At 68.4% G+C, this 25,086-nt stretch carries 25 protein-coding genes; 9 read left to right on the top strand and 16 right to left on the bottom strand.

The features are described from left to right. Nucleotides 1-83 precede the first annotated feature (83 nt). The 5 genes from AC1DK4_RS05195 to AC1DK4_RS05175 form a co-directional block, all read right to left on the bottom strand. Entirely contained in the window at nt 84-1,133 is a 1,050-nt protein-coding gene (locus AC1DK4_RS05195) for a hypothetical protein (protein WP_441612652.1), read from the bottom strand. Nucleotides 1,134-1,150: 17 nt separating this feature from the next. Beyond that, nucleotides 1,151-2,203, bottom strand: coding sequence for a hypothetical protein (locus AC1DK4_RS05190; RefSeq protein ID WP_477131428.1), 1,053 nt, complete (start codon nt 2,201-2,203; stop codon nt 1,151-1,153). Further along, on the bottom strand, nt 2,200-5,064 hold the full coding sequence (locus AC1DK4_RS05185; protein ID WP_441612650.1) for a toxin VasX: 2,865 nt from the start codon (nt 5,062-5,064) through the stop codon (nt 2,200-2,202). The genes AC1DK4_RS05190 and AC1DK4_RS05185 overlap by 4 nt, the downstream gene beginning before the upstream one ends. Continuing rightward, nucleotides 5,061-6,005, bottom strand: coding sequence for a DUF4123 domain-containing protein (locus tag AC1DK4_RS05180; RefSeq protein ID WP_441612649.1), 945 nt, complete (start codon nt 6,003-6,005; stop codon nt 5,061-5,063). The genes AC1DK4_RS05185 and AC1DK4_RS05180 overlap by 4 nt, the downstream gene beginning before the upstream one ends. 333 nt (nt 6,006-6,338) lie before the next feature. Continuing rightward, the gene (locus tag AC1DK4_RS05175) at nt 6,339-7,034 is read right to left on the bottom strand and encodes a transglycosylase domain-containing protein (protein ID WP_441612648.1); all 696 of its coding nucleotides are present in this window, start codon (nt 7,032-7,034) and stop codon (nt 6,339-6,341) included. A gap of 343 nt (nt 7,035-7,377) precedes the next feature. Here AC1DK4_RS05175 and AC1DK4_RS05170 point away from each other — a divergent pair, with 343 nt between their 5' ends. Continuing rightward, entirely contained in the window at nt 7,378-7,632 is a 255-nt protein-coding gene (locus tag AC1DK4_RS05170) for an RNA-binding protein (protein ID WP_441612732.1), read from the top strand. Between the two features lie 40 nt (nt 7,633-7,672). Continuing rightward, nucleotides 7,673-8,437 (top strand): tyrosine-protein phosphatase, encoded by a 765-nt coding sequence (locus AC1DK4_RS05165; protein WP_441612647.1) that lies wholly within the window; start codon nt 7,673-7,675, stop codon nt 8,435-8,437. On the opposite strand, the gene AC1DK4_RS05160 is transcribed toward AC1DK4_RS05165, so the two are convergent. Both AC1DK4_RS05160 and AC1DK4_RS05155 read right to left on the bottom strand, forming a co-directional pair. Beyond that, nucleotides 8,434-9,657: an acetate/propionate family kinase gene (locus AC1DK4_RS05160; RefSeq protein WP_441612646.1), complete on the bottom strand. Its 1,224-nt coding sequence runs from the start codon at nt 9,655-9,657 to the stop codon at nt 8,434-8,436. The two genes, AC1DK4_RS05165 and AC1DK4_RS05160, sit on opposite strands and share 4 nt — an antisense overlap. 52 nt (nt 9,658-9,709) lie before the next feature. Further along, complete coding sequence (locus AC1DK4_RS05155) at nt 9,710-10,651, bottom strand: phosphate acetyltransferase (protein WP_441612645.1); 942 nt, start codon at nt 10,649-10,651, stop codon at nt 9,710-9,712. Between the two features lie 303 nt (nt 10,652-10,954). On the opposite strand from AC1DK4_RS05155, the gene AC1DK4_RS05150 reads away from it, so the two are divergent. The 6 genes from AC1DK4_RS05150 (at nt 10,955) to AC1DK4_RS05125 (ending at nt 16,611) form a co-directional block, all read left to right on the top strand. After that, entirely contained in the window at nt 10,955-13,216 is a 2,262-nt protein-coding gene (locus AC1DK4_RS05150) for a DUF3141 domain-containing protein (RefSeq protein ID WP_441612644.1), read from the top strand. 16 nt (nt 13,217-13,232) lie between these two features. Next, nucleotides 13,233-14,012: an enoyl-ACP reductase FabI gene (gene fabI / locus AC1DK4_RS05145; RefSeq protein WP_441612643.1), complete on the top strand. Its 780-nt coding sequence runs from the start codon at nt 13,233-13,235 to the stop codon at nt 14,010-14,012. Nucleotides 14,013-14,104: 92 nt separating this feature from the next. Beyond that, on the top strand, nt 14,105-14,347 hold the full coding sequence (locus AC1DK4_RS05140; RefSeq protein ID WP_441612642.1) for an RNA recognition motif domain-containing protein: 243 nt from the start codon (nt 14,105-14,107) through the stop codon (nt 14,345-14,347). 83 nt (nt 14,348-14,430) lie between these two features. After that, nucleotides 14,431-15,231, top strand: coding sequence for a TOBE domain-containing protein (locus AC1DK4_RS05135; RefSeq protein ID WP_441612640.1), 801 nt, complete (start codon nt 14,431-14,433; stop codon nt 15,229-15,231). Between the two features lie 205 nt (nt 15,232-15,436). Then, nucleotides 15,437-16,036: a LysE/ArgO family amino acid transporter gene (locus tag AC1DK4_RS05130; protein ID WP_477131427.1), complete on the top strand. Its 600-nt coding sequence runs from the start codon at nt 15,437-15,439 to the stop codon at nt 16,034-16,036. Between the two features lie 62 nt (nt 16,037-16,098). Next, complete coding sequence (locus AC1DK4_RS05125; protein ID WP_441612638.1) at nt 16,099-16,611, top strand: class IV adenylate cyclase; 513 nt, start codon at nt 16,099-16,101, stop codon at nt 16,609-16,611. Between the two features lie 22 nt (nt 16,612-16,633). Here the strand turns inward: AC1DK4_RS05125 and AC1DK4_RS05120 are convergent, their stop codons facing one another. The 4 genes from AC1DK4_RS05120 to AC1DK4_RS05105 all read right to left on the bottom strand — a co-directional run bounded on the left by AC1DK4_RS05120 (nt 16,634) and on the right by AC1DK4_RS05105 (nt 19,447). Next, on the bottom strand, nt 16,634-17,353 hold the full coding sequence (locus AC1DK4_RS05120; RefSeq protein WP_441612637.1) for an ATP-binding cassette domain-containing protein: 720 nt from the start codon (nt 17,351-17,353) through the stop codon (nt 16,634-16,636). 7 nt (nt 17,354-17,360) lie between these two features. Then, on the bottom strand, nt 17,361-18,032 hold the full coding sequence (gene modB / locus AC1DK4_RS05115) for a molybdate ABC transporter permease subunit (protein ID WP_441612731.1): 672 nt from the start codon (nt 18,030-18,032) through the stop codon (nt 17,361-17,363). Between the two features lie 88 nt (nt 18,033-18,120). Then, a complete protein-coding gene (gene modA, locus AC1DK4_RS05110) occupies nt 18,121-18,933 on the bottom strand; it encodes a molybdate ABC transporter substrate-binding protein (RefSeq protein ID WP_441612636.1) in 813 nt (270 codons plus the stop codon). A gap of 319 nt (nt 18,934-19,252) precedes the next feature. After that, complete coding sequence (locus tag AC1DK4_RS05105) at nt 19,253-19,447, bottom strand: DUF1059 domain-containing protein (RefSeq protein WP_441612635.1); 195 nt, start codon at nt 19,445-19,447, stop codon at nt 19,253-19,255. A gap of 208 nt (nt 19,448-19,655) precedes the next feature. Between AC1DK4_RS05105 and AC1DK4_RS05100 the strand changes: the two genes are divergently transcribed. Continuing rightward, nucleotides 19,656-20,195, top strand: a complete 540-nt coding sequence (locus tag AC1DK4_RS05100) for a nucleoside 2-deoxyribosyltransferase (protein ID WP_441612634.1) — start codon at nt 19,656-19,658, stop codon at nt 20,193-20,195. A 25-nt stretch (nt 20,196-20,220) separates the two neighbouring features. On the opposite strand, the gene AC1DK4_RS05095 is transcribed toward AC1DK4_RS05100, so the two are convergent. From AC1DK4_RS05095 to AC1DK4_RS05075, 5 genes are read right to left on the bottom strand one after another with little or no spacing between them, the layout of a single operon-like run. Next, the gene (locus AC1DK4_RS05095) at nt 20,221-20,826 is read right to left on the bottom strand and encodes a PqiC family protein (protein ID WP_441612633.1); all 606 of its coding nucleotides are present in this window, start codon (nt 20,824-20,826) and stop codon (nt 20,221-20,223) included. Next, on the bottom strand, nt 20,823-22,463 hold the full coding sequence (locus AC1DK4_RS05090) for a PqiB family protein (protein WP_441612632.1): 1,641 nt from the start codon (nt 22,461-22,463) through the stop codon (nt 20,823-20,825). The genes AC1DK4_RS05095 and AC1DK4_RS05090 overlap by 4 nt, the downstream gene beginning before the upstream one ends. Beyond that, the gene (locus AC1DK4_RS05085; protein WP_441612631.1) at nt 22,450-23,217 is read right to left on the bottom strand and encodes a paraquat-inducible protein A; all 768 of its coding nucleotides are present in this window, start codon (nt 23,215-23,217) and stop codon (nt 22,450-22,452) included. Before AC1DK4_RS05085 ends, AC1DK4_RS05090 begins: the two co-directional genes overlap by 14 nt. After that, nucleotides 23,214-23,885, bottom strand: coding sequence for a paraquat-inducible protein A (locus tag AC1DK4_RS05080; protein WP_441612630.1), 672 nt, complete (start codon nt 23,883-23,885; stop codon nt 23,214-23,216). Before AC1DK4_RS05080 ends, AC1DK4_RS05085 begins: the two co-directional genes overlap by 4 nt. Beyond that, entirely contained in the window at nt 23,882-25,006 is a 1,125-nt protein-coding gene (locus AC1DK4_RS05075; protein ID WP_441612629.1) for an AI-2E family transporter, read from the bottom strand. The genes AC1DK4_RS05080 and AC1DK4_RS05075 overlap by 4 nt, the downstream gene beginning before the upstream one ends. Nucleotides 25,007-25,086: the final 80 nt, after the last annotated feature.

Below are 25,086 nucleotides of genomic sequence, written 5' to 3'. Positions count from 1 at the left end.
CGGCTCGGAGGGGGCGGGCGGGGTGCTGCAGCGTAAGCACGGACTCGCGCGGTCGAGCTGCATGGCCCGCGCGGCGCATGCCATCACGACGACTGCCTGCCCATGGGGATCTCCTTGCCCTTGCAGTCGACGAAGACGATGCCCTTGCCCATGCCGGCATAACGGTAGTAGACCGTGGTGCGTGACTTGACCGGCGTGGTGTCGTAGCCGGACAGGTCTGCACCAGGTGCGCAGAGCCGTTCGACCTCCTCGGGCCACTGGAACTGGCGGGCCTTGTGGGCGATCCAGCGGTCGACCAGCGGGCCGGCCGCGAACCAGTAAGCCCATCGGCTGGGGGAGAACCATTTGGCCAACGGCCCTTTACGGTCGGGCATGAAGCCACTCGGCTTGCGCACTTGCCCTGCGGCGATGGCTTCGGGGTGCGGCTGGACGGCGTCAAAGCCAAGCTCCATGTAGCGGCGTATGAATTCGAGGCGTTCCAGGCAACGGCCGAAGGTGGCGGAGTCCACGACATCGAAAGCGCCACCGACCGTGTAAGGCCGATCCCGTAGCGCGCGCTGGAAGGTGATGGGGTCCCAGTGCGTCAGTTGGTCGTAGGGCACAGGGAAGCAGAGGCGAAGTCGGTAGTCGGTGCCGAGTTCGACGAAGGGAGCTACCTCGCGCCAAGGCAAATGCACGACGCGATGGTCATGTGTTACGACGTGGACCAATTGTGCTTGGTGATTGAATCGCTGCCTGCTGTTAGCGCTGACGCCGCCAGCCCAAAGGAAGAACCATGCGATCAGCCCGAAAGGGATGCAGGCCAGAAGTCCCAGCAGCAAGTCCGTCGCGCTCTTGACTTCGCCGAACAAAGGGGCAAGCACGAGGACGGAAAACAGCGCGAAGGTGAACCCGCCCATTGGCAAGTACACGACGAAGTTGATTTCGCCTTCCATATCCGGTTCCAGATAGCGCGCATTGAACAACTCGCTGTCCGACAGATCATCGCTGAACCAGAGATCGCCGGGGTACATGGCGTAGCGGATATCCGGCAGCCGGCTGAAATCGTTGCGCTCGTCAAGCACTCCGCATCGCCGCTCGAAATCGGCTTTGGGATCGCCCGGCGGAAAAGACGTGTTCTGAGTCTGGCTCACGGGCAATGACTCCTCCATCATGATGACCGCCCGGCGAGACGGATCTCCTTGCCATTGCGGTCGACGAAGACGATGCCTTTGCCCATGCCGGCATAACGGTAGTAGACCGTGGTGCGTGACTTGACCGGCGTGGTGTCGTAGTCGRACAGGTCTGCACCGGGTGCGCAGAGCTGTTCTACCTCCTCGGGCCACTGGAACTGGCGGGCCTCGCGGGCTAGCCAGCGGTCCACCAGCGGGCCGGCGGCGAACCAGTAAGCCCATCGGCTCGGGGAGAGCCATTTGGGCAGGAGCCTATTGCGCTCGGGCGGGAAGCCGCTTGGCTTGCGCGCCAGCCCCGACGCGACGGCCTCGGGATGCGGTTGCACCGCGTCGAAGCCATGCTCCATGTAGCGGCGGATGAATTCGAGGCGTTCGATGCAACTGCCGAAGCTGGCTGCATCGGAATCATCGAAATGGCCGCCGATCATCTGAGGCCATTTCAGAAATAGGCGTCTGAAGGTAATGGGTGTCCAATGTGACAGTTGGCCATAGGGGACGGGGAAACATAGGCGAAGTCGATAGTCATTGCCAAACAGAACATAAGGTCTGACATCACGCCATCGTAGAGACACGACGCCTTTGTCGTAAGTCGTAACATGAACCAATTGGGCTTGGCGATTGAATCTCACTCTCGTACCAGGGCCACTCCCCATCCACAGAAATCCCCACGTGAACAGGCCGAACGGGATGCAGTTCAGGAGTGCGAACAATAACTCCAGGCCACTCTCTATTTCCCCCGAAAGCGGAAGCATTACCAGCACTGTGAACAGAGCAAAGTTGAATATTCCCGTCGCCAGGTACATGTAGAAATTGACTTCTCCCCGCATGTCGGGCTCCAGATAGCGCTCGTTGAAGAGGGCGCCGTCGGACAGGTCATCGCTGAACCAGAGATCGCCGGGATACATTGCGTAGCGGATATCCGGCAGCCGGCTGAAATCGCTGCGCTCGTCGAGCAGGGCGCATTGCCGCTCGAAATCCGCCTTGGGGTCGGCAGGGGGAAACGTGATTTCCGGCGTTTCGTGGTTGTTCACAGCCAGTTGCTCTCCGCCAGGATGAAGTCGGGATCGGTAAAGCCGTTCGGCCGGTATTCCACGGCCGTCTTGCCTAGCACGGTGTCCGAGGTGATGGTCAGGTAGCCCACGCCGTCGACCAGCTTGATCTGTCCCGGGTCTTCGTGCGTGACCATGCGGCCGGCGGGGTGCTGCAAGTCGGCAGCGTGCTGCTGCGTGACCTTGTAGTGGCTGATCTGCGGGCGCCAGCCCGGCAGGGCGACGGTGATGGTGCGCGCATCGGCGGGCAGCCCGGGGCCGTGGATGATCTGCCCTATCGGCGTGGCGGCGCCAAGTACCTTGAGCACGGCGATGTCGGTTTCGATATGCGGTTGCAGGAACAGGCGGTAGTACTCGCGCAGTTCTTCCACGTCGTCGGCGAAGGGCGGAGCGGGCGTGGTGCTGAAATACGCGTTGTTCTTGCGGTTGCCCCAGGTACTGCGGGCGATCCACGCGGTGATCTTGGCTTCGTCGGCCACGTGATCGTGCCAGGAGCGGCCGACCATATAGATGGCTTCCGCTGCGAGCAGGAACCAGCCGATGGGGCCGCTTCCGGCGCGAGCAACAGCGACCGGGCCTCGCACGGTAGCAAAGCGAGAGGCCTGCATGTACACAAGCGTATCTACCATCAGATCTAACTTGCCCAGTAGTTGCAGGCCACCAACACCGGCGATAACCGCCTGCAAAATACCTGTGGCAGCGCTAATTGCTGCGGCATCCCCTTGCTCGGTGGCAGCTGCACCAACGACCCCATCCTTGATCGCCATCACTGCCGCCGCCCCCGCCGCAATCCCGATCGCCCACCGCTCGAATCCCCTGGCAATAGCATCCAACGCTTCGGCCGCCCTGGTATCCCCACGCAACCGTGCCTGATCGCGCAGCTTTTCGTAATACGCGCGGCTCAGGCCGGCTTGCCCGGCGCCGATGCCCAGCAGCTTGCCGCCGGCATCGAGCGCATGGGCAAAAGTGAGGCCGTCTTCCTTGCCCAAGGCCTTGAATGCAGCGCCTGCGCTATAGGCGGAAGCAAACAGCGCCACGCCGCTCAGCCCGATCCTGGCGTTGTGCCAGAAGCGCAGGCGCCCGCCAAGTTTTCCGATGGCGTGCTGTTGCGCCGCCACGCCCTGTGTGTCATAGACGTCGATGAGCGCATGCGCGGCCTGCGCCGCTGTCTGGGGCCGGAAGCCGTTGATGCCGTGCTGTCCGGTCTGCTTGCGCAACCATTCGCCGATGCCGTCCAGCGGTATCTCGTGGAGCCGGGCCACTTCGCCATCGAGTACTTCCATGATGGGGCGGTAGACACTGGTCCAGTAGGCATGCGGGGATTTCAGCCTGCCGGCGGAGACGAGCGCGCCGATCATCAGGCTGAGTTGCTGGGAGGCGCCATCGGGCGGCAGCCTGCCCAGCAGTTCCTGCAACGGTTTGAGCATCGGGTCGATGGCGAGGCGGCGCACCTGTCCCGCCGCCTTGCCCACGTACTTGGCCATGTCGGGGTGGCCCATGATGGCGTACTTGAGCAGGCCGGCGGGACCGTCCGGGGTGACTTGCGCGGCGAGATGGTCATTGCCGGGCTTGCACTGGATCAGGCCGGGCAGGATTTGCCCGACCAGGCAGCGCAGGTCCAGCGCGGCGGTGTCGTCGCCGGCATCGTGCGTTGCCACGATCAGGTCGAAGCGGGCCTTCTGCGCCTGGTACACCGACCACAGGTCCGTTGCGGCAACCGTGACCTGCCTGACGAACTGGTCGCGCTGCCCGGGATGGTCCTTAGCGAAACGCAGGCGTTCGTCTTCCCTGGCAAACGCGAGCCGCCCGGCCCTGGCGGCCAGGCCGGCCTGGTAGGCGCGATCGCGCGCGGCATTGGCCGCGCCGCCGCCGCTGCCGGGCGGCATGGCGCTGCCGACGGGGTCGTCCCGCAGTGCCTTCAGTTCGGCCTGTCGGGCGGCCTGCGCGCCCAGTTGGTCGACCAGGCTGGACACGCGCAGCTTGCGCCCGGCTTCGGCCGAGTAGGCGTTGAGTTCGTCCAGCCGCGCGTTGACGAGGAAGTTCAGTTCGCTGAGCATGCCGGCGAGGTCGTGCACGACCACCGCCAGCGGCACGATGTCCGTGCGCGGCATGCGTGCCACGTACATGGCATTGAGGATGGACTGGCATTCGCCGGCATCGGGCCGGGTCTCGCTCCAGGCGAAGACGCTGGGCTTGCCTTGCAGGCGGGGTTGCAATTCGTGCACCTGGGTCAGCCAGGCGGCATCGAAGGCATGCCGCTGGCCTGCGCCCTGCGCGGCCTTGATGCCGGTGGCCAGCATCGAGCGCAGCCCGCCCTCGTCCTTCTCGATCCGCCACAGGGCGGCATGGGTGAGGATGGTGTCGCTGACCAGCACAAAGGCCGTGCCGTCCCTGGCGTCGTGCGGCGCCAGCAGGTAGCGCACGGCGCCCGATTCGTCGGGCCGTGCGGCGCGGCCGGGGGCATCGCCGTCGTAGTCGGCCTGGGTCCACCAGATGTGCGCGAAACGGATGTCGTCGGTGACCTGGTAGTGCCGGGTCCACATGCGCCCGTCCCGGAAGAAGCACAGGTAGACGTAGCTGCGCGGACGCAGGACGCGCAGGCCGTAGCCTTTGCCGCCCACCAGCGCGGGATAGCCGGCCAGGCTGAGCGTGGCGAGGCCTTCTCCGATGAACGGGGTTTCCTTCCCGGCGGGGTCGAGGACCTTGCCGGCTACGCCGTAACGCAGCGGGTAGAGCGGGATACCGTGCTCGCACGATGGCGGCGAGATAGCCTTGCCTACGCGCTTGGCGCTGGCGTGGGGAGGCTGCAATGCCCTGGGGCATCGCGCGGTGGCGGCGGTCATGTCGATGGTCCCTTTTCCGGGATGGGTGAGATCCGGCGCAGGCGGTCTTCCAGGGCATGCAGGCGCTGCAGGCCTGCCATGTGTCGCTGTGTCAGGCCGGCGCGCAGTTCGGCGTCGGTCGCGAAGGGCGCTTGCGGATAGGCCAGGCGCAGCGCCATGTAGTGGCGCACGTCGCGCTCCAGGGTCAGCGCGAGTTTTTCCGCTTCCGTGGCGAACGCCGTGAGCTGGCGACACAATTCCTGTTGGTTTGCGGGATCGGCGAAGGCGGCGTGGAGCCGGGTGAAATGGCGCACGTTGTCGCGCATGAACCAGGCGTGGCTGGCGTGRCCGAGCGCGGCCTCGTCTTCGGATGTCAGCGCGACGTGGTGGCGGGGCGACAGTGCGGGGGCGTGCGCGTCGGGGTTGTCGGCGCACAGCCATTGGCCGCCTTGTTCCTCTGGCGTGCGCCACACGAGGGTCTGGATCGGGCCCAGTGTCTCGGCCAGGCGCGGGGCCGGCAGGCCCTCGCAGAGTTCTTCCAGCGCGCGCGGGGCGCCGAGGCTGTAGAAGAGAGGCAGGCCATCGGCAGCGATCAGCTGATGCAGTTGCTGCAGGTGGCCGAGCAAGCCGGCGTCATCGTCCCGGCTGAATAGCAGCAAGCCTGCCTGGCGGGGTGCCCAGTGCGCCAGAAAGTGTTCCAGTAGCGCTTTGTCCAGCGGTACCAGCAGGGGCCCGTGACGATAGCCGGGTGGCTGGTATTCGCGTTCCGTCTCGCGCCATATCCATTGATGATCGAAGCGTCCGGTGATGGCGCGGACTTCGGCTTCCAGGTCCGCATTCTCCGCGCCGTCGAGCCATAGCCAGCGGCGCGGCATGTCCGGCATGTCGTGCCAGGCGGGTTCCTGCACGCCCCGTACTCGCTGGCGCGGCCAGCCCGCCAGCGTTTGGCCGCCGGCGGTCACGCCCGCTCCTCGTTCCGTGGCCGGATGTCGCCGTGGCCGTGTCCCCGGCGGTGCAGCATGCGGCAGGGCAGGCTGCGAGGCGCGGGCGCGGTGAATGCGAAGTCAGCTTCGTCGCCAGCGGCGACAGCGAAGCGCGGATCGGATTGGCGTGGCATGGGAGACCTCCGTGCAATGCGGCGACATTGCATGTTGGTGGAGATCTCTTTGCCTGGGTGTCAGACGAATCCGCTTATCGATGGGGATGTTTCCCGGTGCCGATGTGACATGCCGCAAGGCGGCTCTTGCCTCGGTGCGCAGGCCGCGGCATGCCCCAAGGCCGCGGCGCCGGCGGTCCTACTTCAACCTCAACGGCTCCAGCAGCGCCGCGTCGTACTGCCCGCGATCGATGCGGCCGAGTTCGAACATCCGCAGCAGGATATAAGCCTGCCGCTGCCGCGCGCGCCGCGGGTTGACCACCGGGTTGTTGGCCGAGGGCGCCTTCGGCAGCCCCGCCAGCATCGCGCACTCGGCCAGCGTCAGTTGCCCCACAGGCTTGCCGAAATACACCTCGGCCGCCTCGGCGAAGCCATAGGCGCCCTGGCCGAGGTAGATCTTGTTCATGTACAGCTCGAGGATCTCGTCCTTGCGCATCGCATGTTCGATGCGGTAGGACAGCAGCACCTCGTATAGCTTGCGGGTATAGGTCTTCTGGCGCGACAGGAAAAAGTTGCGCGCCACCTGCATGGTGATGGTGGAGGCGCCTTGCGAGAGCTCGTCGGACAGGTTAGCCACGCCGGCGCGGATCACGCCGACATAGTCGATGCCGTCGTGCAGGTAGAAGCGCTCGTCCTCGATGGCGACCACCGCCTGCGTCAGCGCGGGCGGCAACTGGCCGATGGGGACGTAGCCGGGCGACTGCCGGAACGCGGCAAGCGCATCCAGCGTGGGAAGCTGGCGCTGGGCCACCAGTACCGCCAGCGTGCCCAGCAGGGCTGCGCCGAGCACCAGCAGCAGCACCAGCTTGATGAAGTTTGACCAGAGACGATTCATGGGCCGTATTGTGCCAGCACGCGGCGCATTGCAGCCGTGCGCGCGGTCCATCGGCCGTGTCGGCCGCGTGAGCCAGGTCGTCCGGCAGCGGCAGCGCGAGGATGGCCTTGGGAATTATCCCGCTGCCCGGCGCCGCCTGTCGAGGCCGGTCCGATGCGTCCATGACGCTGGTCAAAGAGTCGGTTCGCGCGTGGATTTCCCGCGTGCATTTCGGTGTCACAACTTGTGACCATTGCGCGGCAATGGGCTGGCGGGCGTCACATGCCGCGGGCCAGTGCGTCGCGCGCCGCAATGCATGCCGCGGCACACCGCACGCGGCGATCTGAAGATATTGGAGCGCATGATGAAGATTTTAGTGATGGGCCTGCGTGCTGGCGTTGACGCGGGCCGGCTGCGCGAAGCCCTGGCTGCCCATGTGCGCGTCAGGGATGTGGAGCTGATCTGCGACGGCGATCGCGCCCATCCGTGGGCCTGGGTCGACCTGGATCTCGACGATGTCGATCCCATGAGTGTGTGGAAACTGGTGGCAAGGCTCGATCACCGTTATATTGCTGGCTGCCATACGCGCTGGCATGTGCCCGCGCACCGCGCGCGCTGATGCGCGCGGATCATATTCAGGATAAGGACCGAGGCAAGCAATGCATGCTGGAGAGAACGAAGCGCAAGCCACGGCGCTGATGCTGGACAACGTGGTCAATCTGCGCGACCTCGGCGGCCTCGGCACGCAGGACGGTCGCCGCGTGCGCAGCGGCAAGCTGTTCCGCAGCGGCAATCCGGCCTTCGCCAGCGTGGCCGACATGGCGCGCCTGCGCGCGCTGCAACTCGACATGGTGATCGACTTCCGCTCTTCCGGCGAGAAATCGCCCGAAGAGGGTGCGTTCGGCCAGGCCTTCCGCTGGGTCGCCACGCCGGTGCTCGAAGGCAGCATGTCGATGGCGGAGCTGATGCCGCGCATGCGTGACGGCAGCCCCGCGCAGATGGAGGCCTTCATGCTGGAGGTCTACGGCGATTTTCCGCGCAAGTACCAGGCTGCCTTCGGCGGCTTCCTCAAGACCGCGGAAGCGGGCGGCAACCTGCTGTACCACTGCACCGCAGGCAAGGACCGCACCGGATTCGCGTCGTTGTTGCTGCTCGCCGGCCTGGGTGTCGGCCGGGAAGCCATCATGGCCAACTACCTGGAGTCCAATCACTGGAACCAGGGCTTCAACGCGCAGATGAGCGCGCGGGCCGCGCAGGGCGGCGTCGATCCCGAAGTGATGCGGCCGCTGCTGGAAGTGCGGGCGTCCTACCTGGAGGCGTCGATGCAGGCCATCGAGCGGGACTACGGCGGCATGGCGGCTTACCTCGGCGAGGTGCTCGCGGTGGATGTGCGGCGCCTGCGGCAGGCCTATCTGGCGTCCTAGGCCGCTTTCTCCGCCAGCATGATGCGCGCGGTATTCAGCGCGATCATGCCCTCCTCGTCCGTGGGCAGCACCAGCACTGGCACGCGGCTGCCGTTGCGGCTGATGCGCTGGCGGTTCTCGCCGTTGGCGGCGGCGTCCAGGCTGATGCCGAACAGGTCGGCCAGGCGCGCGCAGATCCGCTCGCGCACGGGCGGCGAATTGGCGCCGATGCCGGCCGTGAACACCAGCGCGTCGAGCCCGCCCAGCGTGGTGGCCAGCTTGCCGATTTCCTGCGCGGCGCGGTAGGCGTAGAAATCGATCGCCAGGCGCGCGCGCGGCGCGTCGCTGGCCAGCAGGGCGCGCATGTCGCTGCTCACGCCGGACAAGCCCTTGAGCCCCGATTCCTGGTACAGCATGGTCTCGATGTCTTTGGTGCTCATGCCTTGCTGCGACAGCCACAGGACGGCGCCGGCGTCGATGGCGCCGCAGCGCGTGCCCATCGGCAGGCCGTCGAGCGCGGTGAGGCCCATGGTGGATTCGATGCTGCGGCCCTCGCGCATGGCGCACAGGCTGGCGCCGTTGCCGAGGTGCGCCACGATGACGCGGCCGGCGGAGAGATCGGGCGCCACCTGCTGCAGCCGGCGCGCGATGTACTCGTAGGACAGGCCGTGGAAGCCGTAGCGGCGGATRCCGCGCTCGAAGTATTCGTAGGGCAGCGCCAGCAGCTGCGCCATCTCGTCGTGCCCGGCGTGGAAGGCGGTATCGAAACAGGCCACCTGCAGCAGCGCCGGCGCCGCCGTGCGCACCGCGCGGATCGCGGTGAGGTTGTGCGGCTGGTGCAGCGGCGCCAGCGGCACCAGTGCCTCGAGCCTGGCGATCACCTCGTCGTCGATCTTCACCGCCGCGGAAAAATCGGCGCCGCCATGCACCACGCGATGGCCGATCGCCACCGGCGGCGCATCGCGCAGGCCGATGCTGAGCACCAGGCGGATCAGTCGGAAGGCGGCGTCGTGATCGGCCACCTGTGCCACCGGGAAGCGTTCGTCGGCGACCACGCGGCCGTCGGCCATGCTCGCGGTCAGGCGCGGCGCCACGCCGATGCCCTCGATCTGGCCGTGCGCGCTGAGCACCGGGTTGATGTCGGGGCTGGCGTGCGCGGCCTCGGGTACGGTGTAGACCGAGACCTTGACGCTGGACGAGCCGGCATTGACGACGAGAATGGTGGGATGGGTGGCGCTCACGCTGGCATGCCTCCTTGCAACAACATCGATGGGAACGACCGGATGCGGCGATTCAGACCGCGGCGCTCGCCTGGGCGGTGCGCCGCGCATGCGCCAGCAGCACGGTGATGGCGCAGCTGCCGATGCGCGCGCGCACGCTGTCGGCGCGGCTGGTGAGGATGATGGGCACGCGTGCGCCCAGCACGATGCCGGCGGCTTCGGCGCCGGCCAGGAAGGTGAGTTGCTTGGCCAGCATATTGCCGGATTCGAGGTCCGGCACCAGCAGGATGTCGGGGTCGCCCGCCACCTCGGAGACGATGCCCTTGGTGACGGCGGCCTCGCGGCTGATGGCGTTGTCGAATGCCAGCGGGCCGTCGAGGATGCCGCCTTCGATCTGCCCGCGCCGGCTCATCATGCACAGCGCCGCGGCGTCGATGGTGGAGGGGATCTTGTCGGTGACCGTCTCCACCGCCGAGAGGATGGCCACCTTGGGGCTTGCGATGCCGAGCACGCGCAGCAGGTCGATCGCGTTGCGGCAGATATCGGCCTTGTCGTTGAGGGTGGGGAAGATGTTGACCGCGGCATCGGTGATGAACAGCGGCTTGTGATAGCTGGGCACGTCCATGGCGAACACGTGCGAGAGGCGGCGCGCGGTGCGCAGGCCGGTCGCGGAGGCGGTGACCTCGTGCATCAGCTCGTCGGTGTGCAGGCTGCCCTTCATCAGCAACTCGGCCTCGCCGGCGCGTATCGCCGCCACCGCGCGCGCGGCGGCGGCGTGGCTGTGTGGCACGTCGATCAGTACGGCGTCGCCCAGCGCCAGCGCATTGGCCTCGGCGACCTGGCGGATGCGCGCGGCGGGCCCGATCAGCAGCGGCACGATCAGGCCGAGGCTGGCCGCCTGCAGCGCGCCGCCGAGCGAGGATGCATCGCAGGGGTGCGCCACGGCGGTCGGAATGGCGGGCAGGTCGGCGCAGCGCGCGAGCAGGACGGAATACTTGTCGAGATTCTGGGTCATCGGCTTTCCAGTGCGTCCGGGTGAGTCGATCCGGGTGAGTCGATCCAGCGTCGGCGCGCGGGGGCGTGCTGCGTCGCGCAAAAAAAGCAAAGCCAAGTATAGGTCATGTTGCGGGCGCCAAGATGACACCGCGCAAGCGCGGCATGGCTTGGCGCGTCCGTGGCCGAGTGGCGCCCGCGCGGCGCCGGAGGGCGCTTGTCAAGCGTCGGGACCGCTGGTAGATTTGCTGTGCTGCAGGGCAACAATCCGGCAACGACCCGGTGCCTGCCCCTGCCTCCAACGCCACATGCAGGAGGAAGCCGAGTGAACGCACGTGTACCCGTCATCCAGTCTGGCAGCGAATACGGGGGCCGGGGATCCGGGCTGCCGATGCCCCCCGCGTGGTCCTACGCCATCGATGCCTGGCAGCGCGGCATCCTGTTGCTGGACATCCTGCGCGAGCGCGGCAACCAGACCTTGGAGCACGAGCGCGAAGGCATGCCGCCGGTGCTGGCGTTCAGCCACGAGATCGTGGTCGACGGCCGCACGCTCGCGCAGCCCGCCAACTATGCGCTGCTGCGCGTGCTGCCGCCGCCGGGCTGCGAAGACAGCGACGACACCAGTCGGCCCTTCGTGGTCATCGATCCGCGCGCCGGGCACGGCCCCGGCATCGGCGGCTTCAAGATCGACAGCGAGATCGGCATCGCGCTGCGGCGCGGCCATCCCTGCTACTTCGTCACCTTCTTCCCCGTGCCGTGCCCGGGGCAGACCATCGAGAGCGTGGCGCGCGCCGAAGCCGTGTTCCTCCAGGCCGTGGTCGAGCGGCACCCGCATGCGCAGGGCAAGCCCTTCGTGATCGGCAATTGCCAGGGTGGCTGGGCGCTGATGATGCTGGCCGCGGCCGCGCCCGATCTGCCCGGGCCGCTCCTGCTCGCTGGCTCGCCGCTGTCGTACTGGGCCGGCGTGCGCGGGCGCAATCCGATGCGCTACAGCGGTGGCCTGCTGGGCGGCTCTTGGCTGGCGTCGCTCGCGGCCGATCTCGGCAACGGCCGCTTCGACGGCGCCTGGCTGGTGCAGAACTTCGAGCAGCTCAATCCCGCCAACACCTTGTGGAAGAAGCTCTACGACGTGTACGCGAACGCCGACACCGAGCGCGAGCGTTTCCTCGCGTTCGAGCGCTGGTGGGGCGGCCACTTCCTGCTCAACCGCGCCGAGATCGACTGGATCGTGCAGAACCTGTTCGTCGGCAACCATCTCACGGCCGGCGAGGTGCGCAGCGCCGACGGCAACGTCACGGTGGACCTGCGCAACGTGCGCTCGCCGATCGTGGTCTTTGCTTCCTGGGGCGACAACATCACGCCGCCGCAGCAGGCGCTGGACTGGATCCCCGATCTCTACGCCAGCGTCGACGAGATCGTCGCCAACGAACAGGTCATCGTCTACTGCCTGCACGAGAAAGTAGGGCACCTCGGCATCTTTGTCTCGGCCAGCGTGGCCAACCGAGAGCACACCGAGCTGATCTCCGCGCTGGACCTGATCGACGTGCTGCCGCCCGGCCTGTACGAGGCGCGCATCGAGGACATCGCACCTGATACTTCGCACCTGGAGCTGATCGACGGCCGCTACCTGGTGCGCTTCGAGCGCCGGACCATCGCCGATATCCTCGCGCTCGACGACGGCCGCGAAGACGAGCAGGCCTTCGAGGTGGTGCGGCGCGTGGCGCAGGTCAATCAGCGCCTGTATGACACCTTTGTCTCGCCGGCGCTGCAGGCCGTGACCTCCGAAGCGGGCGCCTACGCAATGCGGCAGATGCATCCCGCGCGGCTGGAGCGCTCGCTGGCGTCCGACGCGAATCCGTGGATGGCGTGGATTGCAGCGCTGGCGCCCGCGGTGCGCGAGGCGCGCCAGCCCGTGGCGCAGGACAATCCTTTCCTGGCGCTGGAGCGCGCTGCGTCGGACGGCATCGTGCGCATGCTGGATGCCTGGCGCGACCAGCGCGACGCTGGCTGCGAGCAGCTGTTCGAGGCGCTGTACCAGTCGCCCTGGCTGTCTGCGCTGGTGGGCTTCGCGCCCGGCGCGCAGCGGCGCGGGCCGCCGCCGCAAAGCGTGGCGCTGCGCGAGGAGCTGACCGCCCGTCGCATCCACGATGCGCGGCAGCAGATCGACCAGGGCACGCCGCTGGATGCCTTCATGCGAATCCTTGCCTATGTCGCCGACGAGAGCGCGGGGATCGAGGAGCGTCCCTTCAACCTGATGCGCAAGATGGCGAAGGAGCACCTGGCGCAGCAACCGGACATTGCGACCGTCAAGGCCACGGTCAAGCGCCAGAGTTTTATCGTCGGGCTCGATCCCGCGCGCGCGGTGGCCGCGTTGCCACAGCTGTTGCCGGACGGCGCGCAGCGCCACCGCGTGATGGTGGCGATCCACCGCATCCTTACCGTGCGCGCGCCGCTCGAAGGCGCGAGGCTGGCGCGCTACCGCGAGGTTGCGCGCGTGCTGGGTACCGATCACACGGCACGGCCGGCGCCGGTCGGCGCGCCCGTGCCGGCAGCCGGCGCCACCGATGCGGCCGAATCCAACTCCTGAACGAACGAGGCTTCTCATGACGCAAGTTCCGAATCCCCCCTTGCTGGGCGCTCGCGTGCTGGTGGTCGGCGTGGCCAATGCGGAATCCATCGCATGGGGCTGCGCGCGCGCCTTCCGCGAGCTTGGCGCCGAGATCGCGCTGACCTATCTCAACGACAAGGCCTACCCGCATGTGGCGCCGCTGGCCGAGGCGGTAGGCGCGACCATCCTGATGCCGCTCGACGTGGAAGATCCCGCGCAGGAGCAGGCGCTGTTCGAGCGCATCGCGCAGCAATGGGGCAAGCTCGACGCGCTGGTCCACTCGGTGGCGTTCGCGCCGAGGGAGGACCTGCACGGTGGCCTGCTCAATTCGTCGGCGTCCGGCTTCGCGCGCGCCATGGATGTGTCCTGCCATTCCTTCGTGCGCCTGGCGCGGCGCGCGGTGCCGCTGATGAGCGACGGCGGCAGCCTGTTCGCGATGAGCTACGAGGGCGCCGTCCGGGTGGTGCCGAACTATGACCTGATGGGTCCGGTCAAGGCTGCGCTCGAGGCCACCTGCCGCTACCTGGCGCACGAGCTGGGCCCGCGCGGCATCCGCGTGCACGCGATCTCGCCCGGCCCGCTCAAGACCCGTGCCGCCTCCGGCCTGAAGGATTTCGAGCGGCTGCTGGCCGACGCTGCCGGGCGCGCGCCGCTCGGCGAGCTGGTGGACATCATGGACGTGGGCTTCGCCACCGCCTACCTGGCCACGCCGTACGCGCGCCGCATTTCCGGCAACACCGTCTACGTGGATGGCGGCGTGCACATCATGGGGTAGCGCCTTGCCGGCCCGCGCCGCCTACAATGGTTGAAACAACAAGGGCCGGTGCCGTCCACGCGTACGCGCGCCCCTCCTATCGGGAGCACGACATGAAGGTACTCATCCGGGGCCTGCACCGCGATGTGACCGAACCGATGCTGCGCGAAAAGCTGGCGCCCTACGCGCCTGTCATCTCGGTGGAAATGGTGCGCGAGGGTGACCCGGAGCACCCGTGGGCCTGGGTCGACCTGGCCGTCGACCCGTTTACGGCGTGGCGCCTGCTGCGCCAGTTCGACCGCCAGTATTTCGCCGGCAGCATGATGCGCTGGTATATCCCCGCCCACCAGGGCTAGGCGCGCCGGCATGTCCGGATTGGCATTACCATAGCTGGCTGTGCCACTTTGCGGCGCTGCCCTGGCGCAGCGCCCCTCCACGCATGCTAGAACTCGACGGTGCGATCTGGTTTCGCTCCGGCAGCCGGGACTGGGGCGGCCGCGAGCGCATCGCCCTGCTGGCGGCGATCGGCGAGCACGGCTCGATCACCGCCGCGGCCAAGGCCGTGGGCCTGAGCTACAAGGCCGCCTGGGACGCCATCGACGCGATGAACAACAGCGCTGGCGAGCCCCTGGTGGTGCGCGCCACCGGCGGCAAGGGCGGCGGCGGCACGGTGCTGACCGCGCGCGGCCAGAGCCTGATCCGTACCTATCGCGCGCTCGAGCTGGAACACCAGCGCTTCATCGCCCACCTTGCCAGCCTGGGCAACCTTGCCGAGCCCGCGCAGGATGACCTCGACCTGATCCGCCGCTTCATGGTCCGGACCAGCGCGCGCAACAAGCTGTTCGGCACGGTGGCGGCGATCCGCGCCGGCGCCGTCAACGACGAGGTCGCGCTGGCGCTGGCGGGCGGCCAGCAGGTCATCGCCACGATCACCCATGAAAGCGTGCAGACGCTGGGCCTGGCGCCGGGCGTGGAGGCCTTTGCCCTGGTCAAGGCGTCCTCGGTACTGCTTGGCCTGCCGGACTCGGGCCTGCGGCTGTCGGCACGCAACCAGTTGCCCGGCAGCGTGGCGCGCGTGCTGCCCGGCGCGGTCAGCACCGAAGTGGCGCTCGAACTCGATGGCGGCGGCACCGTGGTGTCCGTCGTCACCAGCGACAGCGTGGCGGCGCTGGGGCTCGTGCAAGGCAGCCGTGCGCTGGCCGTGTTCAAGGCTTCGAGCGTGATCCTCGGCACCCTGTGAGCGGCGCGGCGCCCGGCCGCGCTAGAATCCGGCCTCCGCGCCGCGGCGGCAGAAGCGGCGGTGGCGGCTGCAGCGGCGGCAATGAGCAGAACAACAAGAACCGAATGAAGAAAACGCCCGGGCATCGCTCCCGCCTGACCATTTTTTGCTGGCCGCACGGCCATTGCACGGCGCGCGCCGGCCTGCCGGCGGGAGGGCGCTGAGCATGGACGCCGCCATTGCCGGCTTCAGCCTGGGGCTGTCGCTGATCCTCGCCATCGGCTCGCAGAATGCCTTCGTGCTGCGCCAGGGCCTGCGGCGCGAGCACGTGTTCTGGGTCTGCCTGGTGTGCGCGCTGTCCGACGCCGCGCTGATCCTGATGGGCGTGTCGGGCTTCGCCGTGCTGATGCGCAAGCTCCCGTGGCTTGGCGACGCCATGCGCTACGGCGGCGCGGCCTTCCTGCTGTGGTACGGCGCGCGCAGTTTCTGGGCCGCGTGGCGCACCTCGGGCGTACTCGCGCCGAGCGATGCGCAGCCGCGTCCGCTGGCGGCCACGCTGGCGGTGTGCCTGGCGCTGACCTGGCTCAACCCGCATGTGTACCTCGATACGGTGATGCTGATCGGCTCGGTTTCCACCCAGTTCGCCGGACGCGCGAGCGCTTTCGCGGCCGGGGCGATGGTGGCCTCGTTCGTATTCTTTTTCGCGCTGGGCTACGGCGSCGCGCTGCTGCGGCCGGTGTTCGCCAGGCCCACGGCGTGGCGCGTGCTGGAGATCGTGATCGGCATCACCATGTGGGTCATCGCCGCGCGGCTGCTGCTGGACTGAGATGCCGCGACACCGCGCAACCAGCACGGAAACACGGAAACACGGAAACACGGAAACACGACATGCCTAGAAACGTGGAAATCAAGGCCCGCATCGCCAGCATCGATGCGCTGGTCCCGCTGGTGGCCCCGCTGGCCGATCACGGGCCGGAACGGATCGAGCAGGACGATACCTTCTTCCGCTGCGCCAGCGGCCGGCTGAAGCTGCGCGCGTTTGCCTCGGGCGAGGGGCAACTGATCTTCTACGCGCGCGCCGACCAGGCCGGGCCCAGGGAGAGCCACTACATCATCTCGCCGACGGCGGCACCCGATTCATTGCGTGCCGCGCTGGCGGCGGCCTGGGGCGAGGACGGACGTGTGCGCAAGACGCGCGTGCTCTACCTGGCGGGCCGCACGCGCGTGCACCTGGACCGGGTGGAAGGGCTGGGAGATTTCCTCGAGCTGGAAGTGGTGCTGGCCGAAGGCGAGCCGGCCGCGGCGGGCGTGGCCGAAGCGCACGCCTTGCTGGCCAGGCTCGGGGTGGCGCAGGAGCAGCTGGTGGAAACCGCCTACGTGGACCTGCTGCGCGCGGGGTAAGGCAGGAGCGGGGCGCGGGTGGCTACACCCGCGCCGATGCCGGCGCATAGACCTGCGGATGGCCTTTCACCGGCCCGCCCCCGTGGATGCGCCCGTCGCGCACCTCCAGCACATGATCCCCGAGCGCTTCCACATCATCGGGGTCATGCGAAATCACCAGCATCGGCACCTCGAGATCGGCCTGCAAGGCCTTCAGCTCGGTGCGCATGCGTACGCGCAGCGCGGGGTCCAGCGCGGAGAACGGCTCGTCGAGCAGCACGATGTCCGGCTGTGCAACCAGCGCGCGCGCCAGCGCCGTGCGCTGCTTCTGGCCGCCGGAGATCTCGCCGGGATAGTTGCCGGTGATCGCGCCCAGGCCAAAGGCATCGATCCAGCGCCGTGCTTCGGGGTGGCTGGCCTTGCGGCGCGGGTTGCGCCAGCCGCGCTCGAGCCCGAAGGCGATGTTCTGCGCCACCGTCAGGTGGGGAAACAGCGCGTAGTCCTGGAACAGGTAGGCCACGCGGCGCTCCTGCGGGCGTACGTTGACATGGGCCTGGCTGTCGAACAGGGTGCGGTCGTTCAGCACGATGCGGCCGCTGTCGGGCCGCAGCAGGCCGGCGATGGCCCGCAGCGTGAGGCTCTTGCCCGCGCCCGAGGGGCCGAACAGCGCGATGCGGCGGCTCGTGGAGTCGAAGGCGATGTCCAGCGAGAAGCGGCGGTCGTCGGAGCCGAGATCCTTGCGGACTGTCACATGCATGCTCATGGCGGATCTACCCTAAGGCCTTGCGGCTGGATGGCACCAGCCGGCCTGCCGCCACCAGCAGCACCACGCAGGTGACCGAGGTCACCAGCACCAGCAGGTTGGCGGTATTGTCGTCGCCGGCCTGCACGGCCTCGTAGATGGCGACCGACAAGGTTTGCGTGCGGCCCGGCAGGTTGCCGGCCACCATCAGGGTGGCGCCGAACTCGCCCAGGGCCCGCGCGAAGGCCAGCAGCACGCCGGCGATGATGCCGCGCGCGGCCAGCGGCAGCGTGACGCGGAAGAAGATGCCGGCCTCCGGCGTGCCGAGCACGCGCGCGGCGTCCTCGTACTGGGTGTTCACACCCTCGAAGGCGGCGCGCGCGGACTTGAGCACCAGCGGGAAGGCGACGATGGTGGACGCCAGCACCGCGCCCTGCCAGGTGAAGACCAGCTCGATGCCGGCGCGGCCCAGCCATTCGCCCAGCACGCCGCGGCGCCCCACCATGACCAGCAGGTAATAGCCCATCACGGTGGGCGGCAGCACCAGCGGCAGCGTGAGGATGGCGTCGACCACGTCGCGCGCGCCGGAGCGCCAGCGCGACAAGGCATAAGCCGCGGCCACGCCGAGCACAGTGTTGAGCACGGTGGCCCAGCCCGCTACCTTGAGCGACAGCGCCAGCGGGACCCAGACGGATTGCAGGGAATTCATAAGGATGGCCGGCCGGACCAGGCGGGCCGGCGGCGGGAGGAGCCGGGCCCGGTTCCCGCACCCGGCTCGCGCGTGAGGGTCAGGGCTTCAGGAAGCCATACTTGGCCAGTACGGCCTGGCCTTCGGCCGACAGCACATAGCTGACGAAGGCGGAGGCCTCGGCCGGCTGCCTGGCGATGGCGGTGACGGCGATCGGGTAGGTGACCGGCTGGCGGGTCGGCACGCGCAGCGCCACCTTGACCTTGTCCGGCATGATGGCCGCGTCGGTGGCGAAGACGAAGCCGGCCTCGACTTCGCCGCGCGCCACGTAATCCAGGCTCTGGCGCACGTTCTGCGCCATCACGCCCTTGGCCGACACGGCGTCCCACACGCCCGCGGCTTCCAGCGCGCCCTTGGTATAGCGGCCCACCGGCACCGAGGCCGGGTTGCCGAAGGCAATGCGCTTGAACTCGGGCTTGGCCAGATCCTGCAGCTTGCCCACTTCCTGCTTGCTGTCGGCCGGCAGGATCAGCGCGAGCTGGTTGGCGGCGAAGTCGCGGCGCGTCGAGGCGTTCACCACGCGCGCGGCCTCGGCCTTGGTCATCGCATCCTGGTCGGCGGAGGCGAACACGTCGGCCGGCGCGCCGTTGACGATCTGCTGCATCAGCACGTCCGAGGCGCCGAAGTTCAGGATCACCTTGGTCTGCGGATGCGCGCGCTCATAGGACTCCGCCAGCGACTTGAAGGCGTTGGTCAGGCTGGCTGCGGCCGATACCACCAGGTCGGCGCCGAAGGCGGCCGGCGCGGACAGCGCCAGCGTGGCGGACAGCAGCAGGCCGGCCGCGAACGAAGCGGTCCGGCGGGTGCCGCGCGATCGACGGGGCAGGGCGGGCGAAGCGGGGATCGGTTGCATGGGCATGGCGGTGCGCAGGTTGGCGTAGCTGGGGTAGCTGGAGTAGCGGACTTAGCAGGCAGGACGGGCCCGCAAGCCTGCCAAATGCGCAATATATGACGGTATATAACGCGGCGTCAATGGCACATTCGCCAGCTTCGGCATGCCTTGCGCGCGATGACCGGGGCGCGCATGCATGCCATCTGCGCCGTCACGGCCGTGTAACCGGTGCGTCACCCTGCTGCCATTGACGCCCGCGACAATGTCCGGCGCCGGGCGCCACGCAAAAAAAATGCCGGCGGGTGGCCGGCATCACGCCTTGCGAATGAGGGGCCCGCGCTCATGCCGGCGGGTTGATGTCCTTGAAGGCGCTCTTGAGCATCTGGCGCAGCTCCGGTCCATCCTCGTGCTGGTGGACCTGCACCGCATGCTGCACGGCGACCTGGAGCAGTTCGTCCTCGGTGTCGGCGCTGAGGGCGACCGTGCACTTGGACTCGCTGGGGAAATCGCGGCAATCGATGTATTTGCGTCCCATGGGTGACTCCTGACGCGGGTGAGGGTTGTGTATCGGCCGGGGCAGCTGCCGTGTCCCGGTGGCAGCGTCCCGCTGCGTGCCGCCGGGCCGCGTGTTCAGTATAGGGCGGCCGCCGCAAAAACCCGCCCTCGCCGTCAGATCGGCTATCCTCGAGCGTCACTTAGTCCATGGCACCAGCCGACACCCAACCCCCGACACCAAAGCCAAGATGAAATCGATCTACCTAGCCGGTTTCGACGTCTTCCGTGCCAACGCCGTCGCCTACGGCGAACGCCTGAAAGCGCTGTGCGCCCAGCACGGCTTTGCGGGCCTGTATCCGCTCGACAAGGCCGCCCCGGCGGGCCTGCCGGGGCCCGATACCGCACGCTGGATCTACGAGGCCAATATCAACCTGCTGCGCCGCGCCGATATGGTGATGGCCAATCTCGACGACTTCCGCGGGCCCGGCGAGCCGGATTCGGGGACGGTGTTCGAGGTCGGCTTCGCGGTGGCATTGCAGAAGCCGGTGTGGGGCTACAGCAGCGACGCCGGCACCTTGCTCGAGCGGGTGGGCGTGGCGAAGGCCGCATCGGGCGAGATGCTCGATGCGCGCGGCTTCGTGGTGGAGGATTTCGGCCTGGGCAAGAACCTGATGCTGGCCTGCTCCGTGAAGCTGGTGGACGGCGGGCCGGCGCAGTGCCTGGCGGCGATGGCGGAAGCCGAGCGGCGGCGCAGTTGCCGCGGCAACGGTACGCAGGCCGAAGACTGAACAGCGGCGGGGGCTACCCCTGCGGTCAGCGCCGCAATGCGTCCATGCCGGCGGCGATGTCGTCGGCCGTGTTGGCCACGATCTGGCGGTAGGCGGCCACCACGCCGTCCACCGCGCCCGGCGCCGGCAGTTCGGCCTGGGTGCGGCCGGCGCTGATCTTGCCATCGGGCAGGCGGCGCACGGTCCAGTTGATGGTGGCGCTGGCGCGCTGGCCGACGCTGGCCTCCAGGCGCACCACTTCGGTCGTGATGCGGTACACCGGCGCCACGTCCGACAGGCCCTGCTGGTAGGTGTCGACCGCGCCGAGCCGGGCCTGCAGCTGCTGCGAAAGCGCATCGCGAAGTTCGTCGGGCAGCGGCGCGGACCAGCGCGACAGGTCGAGCAGCCTGAGCTCGCCGTCCTGGCCGTCGCGTACCACCAGTTGGGGGCGGTTCAACCGCTCCGGCACGCGCACCGGCGCCACCTCGATCCACATCGGCTGTGCGGCGGCGGCGGGAGCGGCTGCGTCGGCGCCGCCGGCGCCCTGCGCCAGCGTGTAATAGCGCGGATCGGGCGAGGCGCAGCCGGGCAGCAGCGCGGCCGCGAGCGGCAGGGCGAGCAGCACGGCAGACATCATCTTGCGGGTCATCATTGTTTCTCCGGCTTGCCGCGCACCAGCGCTTCGGGGTGGCGTTCCAGGTAGTCGGTCAGCGCGCGCAGCGACGCCGCGGTGCGCGTGAGCTCCTGCATCATGCGGCGCGTGTCTTGCTGCAGCGGCGCGTCGGAGGCCAGCGTGCCGCTGGCGGCGCTGAGCGTCTTGCGGGCGTCCTGCAGCGCGGCCACCACCTGCGGGGCCACGTCGCCGTTGAGCTGGCTGACCAGCTTGTCGGCGCCGGCGAGCATGGTGTTGAGCGAGGCCATGGAGGTACGCACGTCCTGGCCGATCTGCTCGAACGGCACCTTGTCGATCTTGTTGACGATGTCGCCCAGCTTGGCCTGGAGTTCGTCGAAGGTGCCCGGCGTGGTGGCCAGTTCGGGCATCGCGGCGTTGAGGTCCACGTTGACCGGTGGCGCCTTGGGGAAGAAGTCCAGCGCCACGTAGAGCTGCCCGGTCAGCAGGTTGCCGGTGCGCAATTGCGCGCGCATGCCGCGCTTGATCAGGGTCTGGACGATGTTGCGGGCACGATTGACGTCTTCCATGTCGCGCGCGCGGAAGCCCATGCGCGAGGGATAGAGTTCCACCACCACCGGTAGCCGGAAGGCCTTCTTGTCGCTCAGGTACTCGATGCCGATCGAGCGCACCTGGCCCACCACCACGCCGCGGAAGTCGACCGGCGCGCCGGGCGAGAGCCCGCGCACCGACTGGTCGAAGTTCAGCACGGCGAGCGATGGTATCAGTTCCTCGGGCTCCTTCATCGCTTCGGTCTGGTCGCTGGAGAGCAGGAACTGGGTGTTCTCGTTGGCGGCCGCGGTCACTCTGCTGTCGTCCGGCGCCTGGAAGGCCACGCCGCCCAGCAATACCGTCACCAGCGACTGCGTATTGAGCTTGAAGCCGCCGGCGTCGAGCTTGATGTCCACGCCGCTGGCGTGCCAGAAGCGGGTATCGGCCGTGACCAGGTTATCGTAGGGCTTGTTGATGAACACGCGCAGCGAGAGATCGCGCCCGTTGGGCTCGAGCTGGTAGGCCACCACCTGCCCCACCTGCACGCGGCGGTAGTAGACCGGCGAGCCTATGTCGAGCGAGCCGAGATCGGCGGCGCGCAGCAGGAACTGCTTGCCCGAGGCATCGGTGGTGACCGCGGGCGGCACTTCGAGCCCGGTGAAGTCGCGCACGCGCTCCTCGGACTTGCCGGCGTCCACGCCGATATAGGCACCCGACAGCAGCGTCTCCAGCCCCGAGATGCCGCTGGTGGCGAAGCGCGGGCGCACCACCCAGAAGCGTGTGTCCTTGGCGGAAAAGCTGGCCGCGTCCTGGGTCAGGTCGATCTTGGCGATCACGTGCGAGCGGTCAGGCGCCAGGCGCACCGACTTGACCAGGCCGATGTCCACGTCCTTGTAGCGCACCGGCGTCTTGCCAGGCGTGAGGCCTTCGGCGGTGCGGAAGGTGACCGTGATCCCGGGGCCGCGCTCGGCCAGCGTGTGGATCAGCAGCGAGAGCCCGACCACGGCGGCCACGATCGGAATCAGCCATACCAGCGAGGGCAGCCAGCGTGCGCGCCTGCGGCGCTCGGGCGCGGGCGGCAGCGGCGGAGGTGGCGGCGGAGCAGAGGGGTTGTCAAGGTCGGGCATCGTTTGTATCCAGCGAATCCCACAGCAGGCGGGGATCGAAACTGAGTGAGGCCAGCATGGTCAGCACCACCACGGAGCCGAAGGCCATGGCACCGGCGCCGGGGATGATGGTGGCGAGCGCGCCCGCGCGCACCAGCGAGGCCAGCAGCGCTACCACGAAGATATCGAGCATCGACCAGCGGCCGATGACTTCCACCAGGCCGTACAGCCTGGTCTGCTGGCGGATGCGCCAGCGCGAGCGAAAGTGCACGGACAGCAGCAGCAGCGTGAGGATCATCATCTTCAGCAGCGGCACCACGATGCTGGCGATCAGCACCACGATGGCCAGCAGGTTCGATCCCGACAGCCACAGGTAGACCACGCCGGAGAAGATGGTGTCGCGCTGCGTGCCGAGGATGGACTGGGTCACCATCACCGGCAGCAGGTTGGCGGGGATATAGAGGATGAAGGCCGACAGCAGGAAGGCCCAGGTGCGCGTGAGGCTCTGCGGCTTGCGGTGGTGCAGGGTGGCGCCGCAGCGCGGGCAGGGCTCGCCCGCCAGCGCGCGCGGGCTGAGCGCGTCGCAGGCGTGGCAGGACACCAGCCCCATCGAGGTGGCGGTGGGCACCTGCGGCAGCGGCTTTGCCTCGTCGTCGTCGGTCAGTTCCGCCACCACGCCGGCGGCTATGCGCCGCGAGCGGGCCAGGGCGCCGTTGCCGCGCTTGCCCCCGTGCTGGTCGCTGCCGGGCGGGGTGTGGTCGGGCGCGGCGCTCATCGCGGCGGCTCCTCGTCCAGGTACTGCCACAAGTCGCGCGGGTCGAACGACAGCATCGCCGCCAGCACCACCACCAGCGCGCCGAACGACCACAGCGCCACGCCGGGCAGCACCTGGGCCATGGTGGAAAGCTTCACCAGCGTGACCAGCACCCCGATCATGAAGACCTCGATCATGCCCCAGGGACGGGTCTGGCGGATGCCGCGCACGATGCGCTCGAAGCCGGCCGGCATGCGGTGGCGCGCCATCGGCACCAGCAGGTACAGCATCATCAGCATCTCGGTCAGCGGAAACAGGATGGTGGTGGCGAACACCAGGATCGCCACCAGCGACATATTGTCGGCATGGAGCGCCAGCACCGCGCCCCACAGCGTGGTCTCGGTGCGCACGCCCTTGAGATCCATCTCGACGATCGGGTAGGCGTTGGACACCGCGAACAGGATCAGCGCGGCCAGCACCAGCGGCAGCAGCCGCGCATAGGCGCGCGAGCTTTCGCGGTAGAGCTGGCCACCGCAGCGCAGGCACAGCGCCCGCTCGCCGGTGCCAAGGCGCTCGCGCTGGTAGACCGCGTCGCAGTATTCGCAGGCCACCAGATGCGCCAGCGCCGCCGGCGCGACTGGCGTGCCGGGCGCGCCCGGACTGGTCTCGCCGCGGCCGGCTTCGCTCATGCCTTGCCGGAGCCCGCCACGTCCTCGGCCGTGGTGACGGGTTTGCCTTGTGCGAGCACGCGCGGCGGATCGGCCGGGTGCTGCGAGCCGATGGTCCAGTCGCGCAGCAGCGCGTAGGCCACCGCCAGCAGCGTGGGCCCGATGAACACGCCGAGGAAGCCGAAGGCCAGCGCGCCGCCGAACACGCCCAGCATGACCCAGATCAGCGGCATGTCGGTGCCCTTGCTGATCAGCAGCGGCTTGATGATGTTGTCGGCCATGCTGACCACGCCCACGCCCCACACCACCATGAAGATGGCCCAGCCCAGCGAGCCGGTGTGGTACAGCCACAGCGCGGCCGGGATCCACACCAGCGGCGGGCCCACCGGGATCACCGAGAGGAAGAAGGTGACGAAGCCAAGGATGGCCGCGCCGGGCACGCCGGCGATCCAGAAGCCGATGCCGGCCAGCACCGCCTGCACGAAGGCGGTGCCGAGCACGCCGTAGACCACGCCCTTGACGGTATTGCCGGCCAGCGCCAGCAGGTGGTCGGCGCGCTCGCCGGCGATGCGGCGCATGCCCGCGCGCAGCCACGCCACCGCGAATTCGCCGCCGGTATAGAAAAAGAACGCCAGCACGATGGACAATGCCAGCTGCCCGAGCCCGGCGCCGATCGAAAGCCCCGCGCCCAGCACCGCGTGGCCCACCGGCGCGATCAGCTTGCGCAGGTTGGCCACCATGTCGGAGTCGGCGTGGATCACCTTGTCCCAGCTGTTCTGCAGGTAGTTGCCCACGTAGGGCAGGCCGGTCAGCCAGTCCGGCAGCGCCGGCAGGCCGTTGTCCACGAAACGGTCGACCAGGCCGGACAACTCGTCGATATGGGCGGAGAAGCTGGCGCCCGCGTAGACGAAGGGGCCCAGCACGATCACGGCGGCCAGCAGCACGCAGATCACCGCGGCCAGGCTGCGCCGGTTGCCCAGCCAGCGCGACAGCACCGAATACGGGTACCAGGAGCTGAAGGCGAGGATGGCGGCCCACAGCAGGGCGGTGGTGAAGGGCGCCAGCACCAGCAGCGAGCCGCCGATCAGGACGACCAGCGCAAGCACGGCGGCGAGTTTTTCAATCAGTTGGCTGGAGCTCATCGGGCGTATGTCCGGACATGCCGGCGTGACGGGAACGCCGACAATATATAGGAAAACATAGACCCTTCCGGCCGATAACG

The sequence above is a fragment of the Cupriavidus sp. 05N38 genome, from assembly GCF_056397345.1.
Note: the sequence above shows the minus strand (reverse complement) of the source record. Positions and strands in the feature narration are given on the sequence as shown.